We start from the raw sequence: 13,974 nt of genomic DNA, 5'->3' as shown, positions 1-13,974 counted from the left end.
AGGCCAACTTTAGTAAAGTTGGCCTTTGTCTTTTAGCAGGCACATTCTATTTTCAGTCCTGCTTTTATACCGTTTGTACCTTCGGTGGCATATCCGTCAAACTTCCACCACTCTATTCCGCCAATTAATTCTTTTACTTTAAAGCCTAGTTTTGCCATATTCAAAGCGCCTCTTGTCGAAGCGTTGCAACCAATTCCGTCGCAATACGTCACGTACAAAACGTCTTTATCTAAATGTTGTGTACTTTCAGCCGTCATTTCGCGATGCGGAATATTAATGGCGGTCGGAATATGTTCTGCTTCAAATCCAAAAGCTTTTCGTGCGTCGACAACAACAACTTTTTCTCCTTTATTCAAGGCATCAAACAAATCGGAAGGATCCATTTCAAAGGCCAATTTGTTTTCATAATGTTTAATTTGTGCTTCCATTTTTTTAGTTTTTATGATTTTGTTTTTTCAAAAGTAGAAGAACATTATATACCATAAAAACGAAAAGAATTCATCAAGTTGATTACTTTTTTTCATGAAAAAGCCGTTCGAAAATTTTGTTTCTTTGTATAAATTCTCAAAAAAAATGGAAATACGTCACTTAAGATTGATAAAAGCAATTGTCGAAGAAGGAAGCATCACGAAAGCGATAGACAAACTTCATCTGACACAATCGGCCTTGAGTCATCAGCTTAAGGAAGCTGAGTATCAATTGGGAACTGCCATTTTTCTGAGAACAAACAAAAAATTAGTTTTGACAAAAGCCGGAGAGAAAATCTACGAGCTTGCTAATGAAATTCTGGATAAACTTTCGCAGACCCAAACGCAAATCAAGCAAATGGTTTTCGGAGAATATGGCGAAATCCGAATTAGCACAGAGTGTTTCTCAAGTTATCACTGGCTTCCATCGGTAATGAAACAATTTCATTTACTTTATCCGAATGTAGATTTGAAAATTGTAACCGAAGCCACGCATATTCCTCTTCAAAAATTATTAGACAACACAATCGATATTGCGATTATTAGTGATCAGATCAATGACAATAACATTAAATATCTGGAACTTTTTCAGGATGAGGTTGTCATGGCGGTTTCTGAAAACCATGTCTGGGCGAATAAAAAGTACGTTGTTGCGGAAGATTTTATCAACGAACATCTTTTGATTCATTCCCTTCCGATGGAAACCGTTACGATTCATCAGTTTATTTTGGCACCAGCCAAAGTGACTCCGAAGAAGATTACAGCTTTGCCTTTGACCGAAGCTTCCCTCGAAATGGTAAAAGCTGATATGGGCGTCATGTCGATGGCAAAATGGGCTTTATTACCCCATTTAAAGAACAATCCGATCAAAGCCATCAAAATTGGAAAAAACGGCTTAAAAAGAAAGCATTTTATCGCCATAAGAGACAATCAGGAATATCCCGCCTATTTTCATCATTTTATAACCTTTTTACAAACCGAAATCAACCTGCAATGGAATATACAATAAGAAACTGCGAAATAGCCGATTTACCAAAATTGGTCATTTTATGCCAAAAACATACCGAATTTGAAAAAGCCGATTATGATCAGACGGGAAAAGAAGAAGGTTTAAAAGACGCCTTATTCAGTGAAAATCCGAAATTATTTTGTTTGGTTGTTGCCACTGAAAATGACATTGTAGGTTACGCTTCTTATAATTTCAATTACTCCACCTGGAGTGCCGGCGATTTTATTTATATGGATTGTTTGTTTTTGGAAGAAGAAGCCAGAAATTATGGCATTGGAGAAGTTTTAATCAACCAATTAAAAGAAATCGGAAAAGCCAAAAACTGCGTCAACATGCAGTGGCGAACACCTCAATTCAACGAAAGAGCCATAAAATTCTACAACCGAATTGGCGCAAAAGGAAAAGACAAAATTTGCTTTTTTCTGGATTTGTAAGCTATTTAAGAAAAAGCAATTTAGCTCTCGCAAAGTCGCAGAGTCGCAAAGAAAAAGCTTTATTAAGTTTTTATTTTAAGACTTTAGCATAGTAAAACCTTTGTACCTTTGAGCCTCTGAACCTTTGCACCTATTAAAAAACAATGAAAAAAATAAGTATTTTAGGCTGTGGCTGGCTGGGTTTGCCTTTGGCGAAAAAATTAATCGAAAAAGGGAATTCGGTCAACGGATCTACAACTTCTGAAAATAAACTTTCTATTTTGAAAGACAACGGAATAAATCCATTTCTTGTCATTCTTAGCAGAGTCGAAGACACGCTTGAAAGTGAAAGTGTTTCTGAAACCATAAATGATTTTTTAGCCGAAAGTGAAATTCTAATTATTGATATTCCGCCTAAATTACGAGCAAATACAGATACATCCCGAAAAGTCTTCGTGGAGAAAATCGAAAATCTAATTCCGTTTATAGAAAAATCAACTATCAAAAAAGTGCTTTTTGTGAGTTCAACTTCTGTTTATGGAGATCAAAATGATTTAATTACAGAAGAAACGAACCCAAATCCGGAAACGGAAAGCGGTAAACAATTGCTTTTAGCAGAATCAATTCTACAGAAAAACCAAAACTTCGAAACTACAATTCTGCGTTTTGGCGGATTGATTGGTGAAGATCGTCATCCTGTCAAATTTTTGGCAGGAAAAGAAAACCTCGAAAATCCTAATGCGCCAATTAATTTAATTCATCAAAATGATTGTATTGGAATCATTGAAGAAATCATTAATCAATCAAAATGGAATGAAGTTTTCAATGCCGTTGCACCTTTTCATCCATCAAGAGAAGATTATTATACTCAAAAAGCAAAAGAACAAAATCTAGTTTTGCCTAAATTCAATTCTCAAAAATCGAATATTAAAAAGATTATTTCGAGCGGAAAAATTGAGAATGTTTTAAATTATGAATTTGAATTATCGAATTATTAAAGCAAATAAGTACTATTACATCAAATAAATCAGCTTGTTTTTTGGTTAAGTTTAAAACTTAAACTAATTGTGGTTAAAATAAAAAATCACTACTTTTCAGTTCCCAAAAACAGTAGGTTTTATGACAAAACAAATAAAGTTTCTATTTTACACTAGTATTTTCCTGCTTTCTTTTTTTCAAGGTAACGCTCAAACTGACTCCATTCATGCGGCCGAACAGGAACGAACTGAAAAGATAAAACAATTTCATTCTGATATTGTTGTTAAAGAAAATGGGAATATTGTTGTTACCGAAACAATTAAAGTTTATGCTGCAGGTTTAGAAATAGAGCATGGCATTTTTAGAGAACTTCCGTTGACGAATAATTCATCGAAAGTGTCTTTTAATAATTTTTATACGGTCTTAGATGTTTCAAAAAATGGAGTAAAAGAGCCATTTCATGTCAAATCAAATCTTGAAAACTTCACTATTTTTATAGGCCATAAAGATTTGTATTTACCAGAAGGCACCTATACTTATAGATTAACGTATGAAATTGAAGCCCAAATACATTCTTATCCCAATCTTGATGAAGTGTATTGGAATGTTACCGGTAATTATTGGCTTTTTGACATTGACAATATTTCAGCAAAAGTTACTTTGCCAAAAGGAGCAACAGTCCTTCAAAGTCATTGTTATACAGGACCTTTAGGGTCGAAAAAAAGTGATTGCAATGCAAAGATCAATGGTAATTCAGTTTATTTTACTTCAAAAGATTTAAAAACTGAAGAAGGATTTACAGTTGCAGTTGGATTTCCAAAAGGAATTGTTCATCAGCCATTTTTTCAGCCTCATTACAAATTAGAAGAATTTTTATCTTTCGAAAAAATTGCATTGGCACTGTCTGCGATATTCATTTGCTTTGTATTCTATTATTTCACCTGGAAAAAATATGGGAAAGATCCATTGCCTTCAATTGAAAGTAATGAGTCAGTAAATTTAAAAAACCTTTATTCAGCTTCCTCTTTAAGATATATCAAAGAAAGATATTCGAACACAAAAACGCTTCTCGTTTCTATAATTAGCCTTTCCGTTAAAGGCGCAATAGAGATTACTGGCAACGGAAAACAAAATTGGGCTGATGATTTTCAATATTTCCTAAAAAAAGGAACAAATACAAGTCGTTTAAGCCCTGAGGAAAATGCCGTTTTCGAATTTTTATTTGAGGCAAACGACACTTTAGCAATTGATAAAGAAACATACAAAATTTTTAGTGACGCAGAAACAGAGCTCGAAAAATCTCTTGTAAGCCAATACAACATTAAAGATTATTTCCGAATCAATACAAAACAAATTCTGCTTGGTTTTGTAATTACAATCTCAACCATGCTTGGCTATTGCTATTTTGCAAAAGGGATGATTTTTTGGGGAGCTATATTTGGTTTTACATTTTTAATACTTTCCATATTTTTAATCAAAGTAATTATTAAAGCATTTATAAAGTTCCAATTTTCAATAGCATTTCCTTGTCTACTTATATTAATTTTTCCTCTAATTATAAGTTACACCCTTCTCTTTGGCAATACGACGGATAGAAGTTATTCCGCTTTAAATGCATTAGTGTTGTTTGCGATCATTTTTGGTTTTACAATTTATTTAAATTTAATTACTGCATACACTAAACTGGGTATTAAAACAAAATCTCAAACTAAAAAATTCAAGCAACAACTATTAGATTATCCTGTCCAACAAAATGCCGATACTATAAGTGTTTACGAAGAAAATCTTCCCTACGCTTTTGCTTTAGACATTGATAACGAATGGAATCTAAAATTTATAGACGCTTTAAAAAATTTAAACTACACCAGCAATTGGATTAAAACTGGTGACGGCTCACCAGGTTTTTCATATCAAACATTAGTTCACTTCAACCGTACGTATACCACATCCACAACAAGCTCGAGTGCAAGTTCTGGCGGAGGTAGTTCTGGCGGAGGCAGTGGCGGAGGTGGCGGAGGTGGCTGGTAGAAGCAATGCCAAAACTCAAATCATTTATAACAAACTTTGCGACCAATAACCATCGGGATTGCAAAACCATACTATCTTTGTGATTCATTCAAAAAAGCTATGGAAACAGTTTACGTTAATTCACCTTTAGGAATCACCAAAATAGTTGGAGACGAAAATGGTATTGCAATAATTTCCGTTTCTGATGTTGGTACAAATGAAGTTTCTACAGAAATTCCGGCAGTTTTAAAAGAGGCGGTTTCACAACTTGAAGAATATTTCGAAGGAAAACGAACTGATTTTGATTTAAAACTAAATCCACAAGGCACAGAATTTCAGCAAAAAGTATGGAAAGCTTTATTAGAAATTCCGTACGGAAAAACTATTAGCTACATGGATCAAACCAAAAAGCTTGGCGATGTAAAAGCGATTCGCGCAGTTGCATCTGCCAATGGGAAAAATCCACTCTGGATTGTTGTTCCTTGTCATCGGGTTATTGGCACAAATGGATCTTTAACTGGTTACGCTGGAGGTTTGTCTCGCAAGAAATGGTTACTTGAACATGAAAACCCAAGTACACAGCAGCGTTTATTCTAAAATAAAAATAAGTTAATTCTTATATAAAATCAATTTTTGTACTTTTATAATTCAAAAAAGTCTAAAAATCTAACATCTAAGATGTCTAAATAATGATTGAAAAAATAAACCTCAACAACATTCTCTTTCTTGATATAGAAACTGTTCCAGAAGAAGAAAACTTCAATTCGCTTGACCCGGAAATGCAATCGCTTTGGGATCATAAAACGCAATATCAGCGAAAAGATGATTTTACTCCGGAAGAATTTTATGATCGTGCGGGAATTTGGGCTGAATTTGGAAAGATTATTTGTATTTCTGTTGGGTATTTTACGATCAAGGGCGATATTCGGAATTTTAGAGTAACTTCTTTCTTTGGAGAAGAAAAAAAGATTCTAAAAGACTTTAATAATCTTTTGAATAATCATTTCAATCAGCCACAGCATCTTTTATGTGGACATAATGCAAAAGAATTTGATATCCCGTTTATTGCGCGACGCATGATCATCAATCAAATTGCCATTCCGGACAAACTGAATTTATTCGGAAAAAAACCTTGGGAAATTCCGCATTTAGATACTTTAGAATTATGGAAATTTGGCGATTATAAGCATTTCACCTCTTTAAAATTACTAACTAAAATTCTGGGAGTTCCTTCTCCAAAAGGAGATATCGACGGAAGTCAGGTAGCGCATGTTTTTTATGTCGAAAAAGATATTGACCGAATTGTAACGTATTGTGAAAAAGATACGATTGCTGTAGCACAAATTTTTCTGCGTTTAAGAAGAGAAGATTTGTTGATTGAGGAAGAGATTAGTCATGTATAGTTCTTTTTAAGATCCTAAGGTTCTGAGTTGCTAAGATGCTAAGGTTCCTTGTCATGGGCATAATATCACTTATTTGGTTTAATAAAAAGTTTTGAAAATGATTTATTCTGAAATCTCTCATCACCGTCTTGTTTCGCAAAAGTTATATAAAACAAGTCCAATTTCCCCTCAGGAAATTGTAAAGCATTTAGGTGCCATGCAGGCCCAGGACTATTCGATGGCCAAATGGGCAATTGGTTCGCGATGTTATGCTACTGAGGCAACCATTGAAGAAGCTATAAATGCTGCACAAATCATCCGAACTCATATTCTCCGACCAACCTGGCATTTTGTTTCTGCTGATGATATTTATTGGATGTTGGATCTATCGGCTCCTCAGGTAAAAAGATTTACAGCTTCAGCTGGCAAAAAATATGGTTATGATGCAAAAAAACTCGATCAGACAAATTTTAAAATCGAAAAACTACTTTCTGGAAATAACCATTTGACGCGCGATGAAATTATGCAGGAACTCGGCATCAAAAAAACTTCATCTGCCGATTTTTTAAGTGCGGCCATTATGATGAATGCCGAATTGGATGGTTTGGTTTGTAATGGTAGAATGAAAGGAAAACAAATCACATATGCTTTACTTGAAGAGCGAGTTGCAAATCCAAAAACAAAATTAACCAAAGAAGAAGGTCTCGCAAAATTAGCCCTCAAATATTTCGTAAGTCACGGACCTGCCTCACTTCTTGACTTTTCGTGGTGGTCTGGTTTTCCTCCAACAATTTGCCAAAAAGCTATTAATGCAATTGAGTTGCAATTGAATTCTATTGAAATTGACAATCAAATTTATTGGTTTAAAACTGATTCTTCTACTGAAAATCACTTCCGCGAAAGCGTGCATTTTCTCCCTGCATTTGATGAGATTTTGATTTCGTATAAAACTCGAGAAGCTTCTATTTTACTTGAACATCAATCGAAAGCGTTTACCAATAATGGCATTTTTAAACCTGTTATTCTTGAAAACAGCAAAGTCATCGGAACTTGGAAAAGAACCATCGCAAAAGACCACGCCAAAATAGAAACACAATTTTTTAATGAAACCGAAAATCATAAAAAAGCGATTCTGTTTGAAGGCATCAAAGCTTTTGAACAATATCTCGAAACCAAAATTATTATTGAATAAATCGAATTTTTACTGAAAGATTATCTTTTTACATAAATACTTCTGCTTTCATTATTAAAATCTTTGTGCGATTTATTGCTAAATAATTACATTTACAAAAAATATAATTATGGTTTTAAGCAGATTTTGGTTAGCGATTTTTATTTCTTCGATTCTCTTCATTGTAGTCAGTTTATTTACTGCCAATACATACACGATTGATTCTGTATTGAATGGGAAAAAAGATGACCCAATTTTAGTTTCTGAAAAATACATCGAACAGCTTCCTGCTTTTATCAAAGACAGCATTAAATCGGCGAAGGATCAAACCATGATTATTAATCGCGATACGCTAAATGCTGATACAACTTATGTTTACAAAAACAAAACGGTAAAAATTTACAGTGGTCTGCAAAAATCTGATGGTTTATTGCCAACTTGTAAAACTACTTTACTGGATATAATTCTGCCTCTTATTGCTTACTTGGCTTTCTTCTGCGGTTTAATGGAACTTTTAATTGTTTCTGGAGCTTCTGGAAAATTAGCTAAAGTTTTGAGTCCCGTATTCGTAAAAGTATTTCCAAGTATCCCAAAAAATCACCCTTCAATATCCTATATGACCCTAAACTTTGCTGCTAATTTCTTAGGATTAGATTCGGCTGCAACGCCTTTTGGACTGAAAGCTATGGAAAGTTTACAGGAAATAAATCCCGATAAAGACAAAGCAAGTGATGCACAGATTATGTTTATGTGCCTTCATGCTTCTGGTTTAACCTTAATTGCAACTTCTATTATTGGATATCGCGCGGCTGCAAATGCAACAAATCCAGCCGATGTTATGCTGCCGTGTATTATAACTTCATTTATTGGTACAATTGCGGCTTTCTTAATTGTCGGAATCAAACAAAAAATCAATTTTAAAAGTGCATCCCTTCTTATTGGTTTAATGACTTTAATTGCTGCAATTGTCGGCTTACTGATGTACGTGAATCATTTGGATTTAATTGGGAAAAACTATTTTACTTCTAACCTTTCAGGATTAATATTAATTGCGATTATTGCTTTTACGTTGATTTTTTCTTTTGTTAATGAGAAAAAATTTAAAGAAGCTGACACAACTGTTTTTGACACTTTTGTAGTCGGCGCGAACAACGGAGTTAAAACGGGAGTAACCATTTTTCCTTATGTTTTAGGAATGCTAGTTGCCATTTCTTTGTTTAGAAACAGCGGTTTATTTGAAATCATAAGTGACGGAATTGCATTTGTATTTTCGAATTTAGGTGTAAGCCAAGAAATCACGAATGCATTGCCTGTAGCCATGTTACGCCCTTTTAGTTCTGCTGGATCAAGAGGTTTCTTGATTGATTCGATGAATACGTTTGGTGCTGATTCTCTAACAGGAAGATTGAGCAGTATTTTTCAATGTAGTGCCGAGAGTACTTTTTATGTAATTGCCGTTTACTTTGGTTCAGTTAATATTAAAAATACTCGTTATGCCCTAGGCACAATGCTTTTGGTGGATTTAATTTGTGTAATTACAGCGATTTTTGTGGCGACTTGGTTTTTTTAAAAAAACAAATTTATTCGTTGCATAAGCTGGACTGAAGTCCAGCCCTACAATATATTTAGAGCCGATGGCTCTTTTAAAAGTTCCCGAGGAACTATCTATTTTGTAGAGCTGGACTTCGGTCCAGCTTAAAATAGGATTATATTAAATTTTCAAAAACATATCTTTCGTCATATTTGAAATTGTATTTGTCTAACAGGAATAAATATTCGTTTTTGAAATTTTGTTTTTTGTGATGTTCTTCTTGATTGACGATGTATTTATATACGGCATCAATGTGTGATTTACTGTATGAAAAAACACCGTATCCTTCCTGCCATTCAAATTTATGCTTCGTCAATTGTTTGTCATTAATAAATCTTGACGATTTTCCTTTAACTATTCTCATTAATTCTGAAATAGAAATTGTTGGTTTGAGACCTAAAAGACAATGAACATGATCTTCAGTTCCGTTTACTATAATGGTTTTGCATCCTGTTTCATTTATAGAATTTCCAATCACGCTTAATATTTGAGCTTTACAGTCATCACTAATTAGTGCCCCTCTATTCTTCACTGCAAAAACTGCCTGAATATAAACTTGGTGATAGGTGTTGGACATTTTTTCTAAATTAAAAATCAGGCGCAAAAATACAAATTATCCTACAATTTTAAATAATCCCAATCTTTAATTAAAACTGGACTGAAGTCCAGCTCTACAAAATAGATAGTTCCTCCGGAACTTTTAAAAGAGCCATCGGCTCTAAATATATTGTAGGGCTGGACTTCAGTCCAGTTTAGATATAATACGTTTTTTAATTTTTCATAATAAATTAATACGCACAAACGCCCCTAATTCAAATTCTTTCTTAGGTAAATAATTTCTAACTTTGTAAAAAAACAAAACAATGATTGATTTTATATACCAAGATCCTTATCCAATTTTAAAGGATGAGACACAATACCGCAAAATCACTTCTGATTTTGTAAAAACAGAAAAATTTGGAGAACGCGAAGTTTTAACTGTTGATCCAAAAGGTTTAGAATTATTAGCTGAAGAAGCTTTAACAGATGTTTCGTTCATGTTGAGAACGACACATTTACAAAAACTAAGAAATATTCTTGACGATCCAGAAGCGACAGACAATGATCGTTTTGTGGCATATAATTTACTTCAAAATGCTTCTGTTGCTGCCGAAGGTCAATTGCCAAGCTGTCAAGATACAGGAACGGCAATCGTAATGGCCAAAAAAGGTGAAAGCATTTTTACTGGTGTTGATGACGCAGAATGGCTAAGCCGAGGAATTTTCAATACCTACCAAAAACGCAATTTGCGTTATTCTCAAATCGTTCCAATTACGATGTTTGAGGAAAAAAATTCAGGATCAAATCTTCCTGCTCAAATTGATATTTATGCTAAAAAAGGAAATTCTTATGAATTCTTATTTATGGCAAAAGGAGGTGGATCGGCAAATAAAACATATCTATACCAGCAGACTAAATCGTTATTGAACGATAAATCTTTAGATGCATTCATTCGTGCAAAAATCAAAGATTTAGGGACTTCGGCTTGTCCTCCCTATCACTTGGCTTTAGTAATTGGTGGAACTTCTGCGGAAGCGAATTTAGGCGCCGTTAAAAAAGCATCTGCGGGGTATTATGACCATCTTCCAACATCAGGAAACATGGCTGGTCAAGCTTTCCGTGATTTAGAATGGGAAGAACGTGTTCAAAAAATCTGTCAGGAAAGTGAAATTGGAGCTCAATTTGGAGGAAAATACTTTACGCATGATGTTCGCGTCGTTCGTTTGCCTCGTCACGCAGCTTCTTGTCCAGTTGGATTAGGAGTTTCATGTTCTGCTGACAGAAATATTAAGGGAAAAATTACGAAAGACGGAATCTTCGTTGAACAGTTAGAAGTAAATCCGAAACAATTTTTACCAGAAACTGCACCGCATTTAGAAGCTCCAGTTGAAATTGATTTAGATCAACCAATGACCGATATTTTGGCAAAATTATCTCAATATCCAATTAAAACACGTTTAAAGCTAAACGGAACTGTAATTGTTGCCCGTGATATTGCTCATGCAAAAATCAAAGAATTGCTAGACGCCGGAAAACCAATGCCGGAATACTTTAAAAATCACCCTGTGTATTACGCCGGACCAGCAAAAACTCCAGAAGGAATGGCTTCAGGAAGTTTTGGACCAACAACTGCTGGGCGTATGGATGTTTATGTAGATGAATTCCAGAAACATGGCGGTAGTATGGTGATGCTTGCAAAAGGGAATCGTACTAAACAAGTTACTGATGCCTGCAACAAATATGGCGGATTCTATTTAGGTTCTATTGGCGGTCCTGCAGCTATTTTGGCTCAAGACAATATTTTAAAAGTAGAAGTTGTTGATTTTGAAGAATTAGGGATGGAAGCTGTTCGTAAAATTACTGTGAAAGATTTCCCTGCTTTTATTATTACAGATGATAAAGGAAATGATTTCTTTGAGAATTTATAATCTAAGGGACTAAGGTTCTAAGATACTGAGATTCTAAGGTTTTCTTTCTTAATATAAAAACCGCCTTCTGGGCGGTTTTGTTTTTTATAAATCTTGCGAACCATGCAAAAATCTTAGCGTACTTTGCGGTTAAAAAAACTAAGCACTAAGTGCATTTTTCTCAAATGCTATAAAATGCGAAACTTCGCCTTTAGAGTTGTAAACAGGAAAGCCACTGATACGACAGCTATACACTTTTCCATTTTTTTTATAATTTTCAATCGTCTTCTCAAACGAGGTTTTTAAGTGAATTGCTTCTCTGATTTCTTTCAGTGCAGTTTGGCAAGTTTCCGGGCCTTGAAACATTTTGGGCGTGTTTCCTAAAACTTCTGCTTCAGTATAACCGGTCATTCTTTTAATTTTACTGGATACAAAAACAATTTTTAAGTTCAAATCTGTAATCACAACAACTTCATTCTTGATGCGTTCTTCTATTTCAAGTTCCTTTTCGTTCCATGAATATTGAGTTGAAATATCATGAAGTTTTTTCAAATCGGCAACTATAGCTTTCAATTCATTTACATATTCATAATGAAAATCCCAAGCCAAAATTGGAACCGAATAACGATAGGAAGCATCTTCAAGGTCAGAGTTTTTCATTTGGAGCAATTTTAATGAGATATCTTTTCTCTCAAAGATAAAGCTAAAACTTCAATGCTTTTTACGGGAAACCGTATTTTTAAATATTATAACAAATCAAAATGAAAATTTTAACTGTACAACAACGGCTTTCTTTTCCTCTGTATTTAAGTTGTTTAGCGAAATCCCAAGCAATCTGACAGAGTCTTTCATTCGCTCTTGGTACAATAATTCTTCTACTGTTTCTAAAATCAGACTTTTATCTGAAATAAAATACGGAAGTGTTTTACTTCGGGTTTGCTGCGTAAAATCACTGTATTTGATTTTCAGTGTAACCGTTTTGCCCGAAATTTTATGTTTTTTCAAACGTCTTTCTAATGATGTAGCAATTTTTTCAAGCTGTTCTAGCATAAAAATTTCAGAGGATAAATTGACATCAAAAGTATGTTCGGCTGCAACCGATTTTGTAATACGGTCCGATTTTACTTCACTGTTATGAATACCGCGAACAACTTTATAATAAAACCCTCCAGATTTTCCGAAATGTTTTTCCAGAAATTCTATTGTTTTGCTTTTTAAATCGGCTCCAGTAAAAATACCAAGCTGATACATTTTTTCAGTTGTTACTTTCCCAACGCCATAAAATTTCCTGATTGGCAATTCTTCTAAAAAAGCTAAAACCTCATCAGGATTAACGGTTTTTTGCCCGTTAGGTTTGTTGATGTCGCTAGCAATTTTTGCCACAAATTTATTGACTGAAATTCCTGCCGAAGCCGTAAGCCCAACTTCGTTCAAAATTCGCATCCTGATTTCCTGTGCAAGCAAACTCGCACTCGGATTTCCTTTTTTATTTTGGGTTACATCAAGATAAGCTTCATCTAACGAAAGTGGTTCAACTAAATCTGTATAGTCGTGAAAAATTTTATGGATTTTCGAAGAAATCTCTTTGTATCGGTCAAATCTCGGTCGGACAAAAATAATTTCTGGGCAGTATTTTTTGGCCAAAACCCCACTTATCGCACTTCGTACACCAAATTTTCTAGCTTCATAACTTGCTGCCGAAACCACTCCCCTGTTTTCTGAACCGCCAACTGCCACTGGTTTTCCGCGCAACAACGGATTATCCATCTGCTCTACTGAGGCATAAAAAGCATCCATATCAATATGGATAATTTTTCGGTATGCAGGTGTTTCAGACATGTTACAAATTTAAATAGTAAACGCTGAAAAATGACACTAAAAATCATAAAAAAAGCTAGAGTTTTTTGCAACTATAGCTTTATATTTTCTTCTAAATAAAATCCTTAAAACTCTATTCTTAAGCCAATTTGGTTTGTACTGGCAATTAAAGTCGTTTTTGGTTCTGGTTTATAAGTCTCAGCCAAACCGTTATTATATTTCTCAAGAGCTGCTTTTATTTTTTTTGGATACCCAATCTTAATCGGAATTGAAGCGACAAGCATTGCTCCGCCAATCACGGCCAATGCCATATTTGAACGTTCAGAACTTACCGATACAACAGTCACAATCGGGGTACCATTATTGTTATAAATAGTTTTTGAAGTCGATGTATAATTATTATCACTATTCATTGCAACAATCAGGTTTGTGGCCACAAGTCCTATACCTCCATAAAAAAGAACATTTCCCCAAGTTTTTTTACTTCTTCCAGAATTATAAAGTTTCAAAGCTTCAGGATTCGTATCCATCAGAGCTCGAACTAAGTTTGTATTTACTTTTTGGTTTTCCGAATTATAAACACTACCGCCACTTCCGTAAGTAAGCTTACCTTGTGAATATCCTGCAAAAGCAAGCATTAAAAATAAAACAGTCAAGTTTCTTTTCATAAATTGTTTTTAGGTTATGTTAG

At 34.3% G+C, this 13,974-nt stretch carries 14 protein-coding genes; 9 read left to right on the top strand and 5 right to left on the bottom strand.

Annotation, left to right across the window (positions count from 1 at the left end; all coding sequences use genetic code 11):
- Positions 1–32: 32 nt before the first annotated feature.
- Entirely contained in the window at positions 33–428 is a 396-nt protein-coding gene (locus EV145_RS20515; protein WP_133527059.1) for a rhodanese-like domain-containing protein, read from the bottom strand.
- Between the two features lie 145 nt (positions 429–573).
- On the opposite strand from EV145_RS20515, the gene EV145_RS20510 reads away from it, so the two are divergent.
- The 8 genes from EV145_RS20510 to EV145_RS20475 all read left to right on the top strand — a co-directional run bounded on the left by EV145_RS20510 (position 574) and on the right by EV145_RS20475 (position 8,997).
- Complete coding sequence (locus EV145_RS20510; protein ID WP_133527058.1) at positions 574–1,476, top strand: LysR family transcriptional regulator; 903 nt, start codon at positions 574–576, stop codon at positions 1,474–1,476.
- On the top strand, positions 1,461–1,910 hold the full coding sequence (locus EV145_RS20505; protein WP_133527057.1) for a GNAT family N-acetyltransferase: 450 nt from the start codon (positions 1,461–1,463) through the stop codon (positions 1,908–1,910). The genes EV145_RS20510 and EV145_RS20505 overlap by 16 nt, the downstream gene beginning before the upstream one ends.
- A 143-nt stretch (positions 1,911–2,053) precedes the next feature.
- A complete protein-coding gene (locus EV145_RS20500) occupies positions 2,054–2,887 on the top strand; it encodes an NAD-dependent epimerase/dehydratase family protein (RefSeq protein WP_133527056.1) in 834 nt (277 codons plus the stop codon).
- Between the two features lie 121 nt (positions 2,888–3,008).
- Complete coding sequence (locus tag EV145_RS20495; RefSeq protein WP_133527055.1) at positions 3,009–4,895, top strand: DUF2207 domain-containing protein; 1,887 nt, start codon at positions 3,009–3,011, stop codon at positions 4,893–4,895.
- A gap of 99 nt (positions 4,896–4,994) precedes the next feature.
- The gene (locus EV145_RS20490) at positions 4,995–5,471 is read left to right on the top strand and encodes a methylated-DNA--[protein]-cysteine S-methyltransferase (protein WP_133527054.1); all 477 of its coding nucleotides are present in this window, start codon (positions 4,995–4,997) and stop codon (positions 5,469–5,471) included.
- A gap of 92 nt (positions 5,472–5,563) precedes the next feature.
- Positions 5,564–6,277 carry a 3'-5' exonuclease gene (locus EV145_RS20485; RefSeq protein ID WP_133527053.1) on the top strand — a complete coding sequence of 238 codons (714 nt, stop codon included), beginning with the start codon at positions 5,564–5,566 and terminating at the stop codon, positions 6,275–6,277.
- Between the two features lie 97 nt (positions 6,278–6,374).
- Positions 6,375–7,448, top strand: a complete 1,074-nt coding sequence (locus EV145_RS20480; protein ID WP_133527052.1) for a winged helix DNA-binding domain-containing protein — start codon at positions 6,375–6,377, stop codon at positions 7,446–7,448.
- Between the two features lie 109 nt (positions 7,449–7,557).
- A complete protein-coding gene (locus EV145_RS20475; protein WP_133527051.1) occupies positions 7,558–8,997 on the top strand; it encodes a nucleoside recognition domain-containing protein in 1,440 nt (479 codons plus the stop codon).
- Positions 8,998–9,133: 136 nt separating this feature from the next.
- Here the strand turns inward: EV145_RS20475 and tnpA are convergent, their stop codons facing one another.
- On the bottom strand, positions 9,134–9,595 hold the full coding sequence (gene tnpA / locus EV145_RS20470) for an IS200/IS605 family transposase (RefSeq protein ID WP_133527050.1): 462 nt from the start codon (positions 9,593–9,595) through the stop codon (positions 9,134–9,136).
- A 286-nt stretch (positions 9,596–9,881) separates the two neighbouring features.
- On the opposite strand from tnpA, the gene EV145_RS20465 reads away from it, so the two are divergent.
- The gene (locus tag EV145_RS20465; RefSeq protein WP_133527049.1) at positions 9,882–11,486 is read left to right on the top strand and encodes a fumarate hydratase; all 1,605 of its coding nucleotides are present in this window, start codon (positions 9,882–9,884) and stop codon (positions 11,484–11,486) included.
- 138 nt (positions 11,487–11,624) lie between these two features.
- Here the strand turns inward: EV145_RS20465 and EV145_RS20460 are convergent, their stop codons facing one another.
- The 3 genes from EV145_RS20460 to EV145_RS20450 form a co-directional block, all read right to left on the bottom strand.
- The gene (locus EV145_RS20460; protein WP_133527048.1) at positions 11,625–12,125 is read right to left on the bottom strand and encodes a PAS domain-containing protein; all 501 of its coding nucleotides are present in this window, start codon (positions 12,123–12,125) and stop codon (positions 11,625–11,627) included.
- A gap of 96 nt (positions 12,126–12,221) precedes the next feature.
- Positions 12,222–13,304, bottom strand: coding sequence for a DNA polymerase IV (dinB, locus tag EV145_RS20455; RefSeq protein ID WP_133527047.1), 1,083 nt, complete (start codon positions 13,302–13,304; stop codon positions 12,222–12,224).
- Between the two features lie 104 nt (positions 13,305–13,408).
- The gene (locus EV145_RS20450; protein WP_133527046.1) at positions 13,409–13,951 is read right to left on the bottom strand and encodes a hypothetical protein; all 543 of its coding nucleotides are present in this window, start codon (positions 13,949–13,951) and stop codon (positions 13,409–13,411) included.
- Positions 13,952–13,974 lie beyond the last annotated feature (23 nt).

The organism is Flavobacterium sp. 245, from assembly GCF_004362055.1.
GTDB lineage: Bacteria > Bacteroidota > Bacteroidia > Flavobacteriales > Flavobacteriaceae > Flavobacterium.
This window is presented reverse-complemented; position numbering and strand designations above follow the sequence as displayed.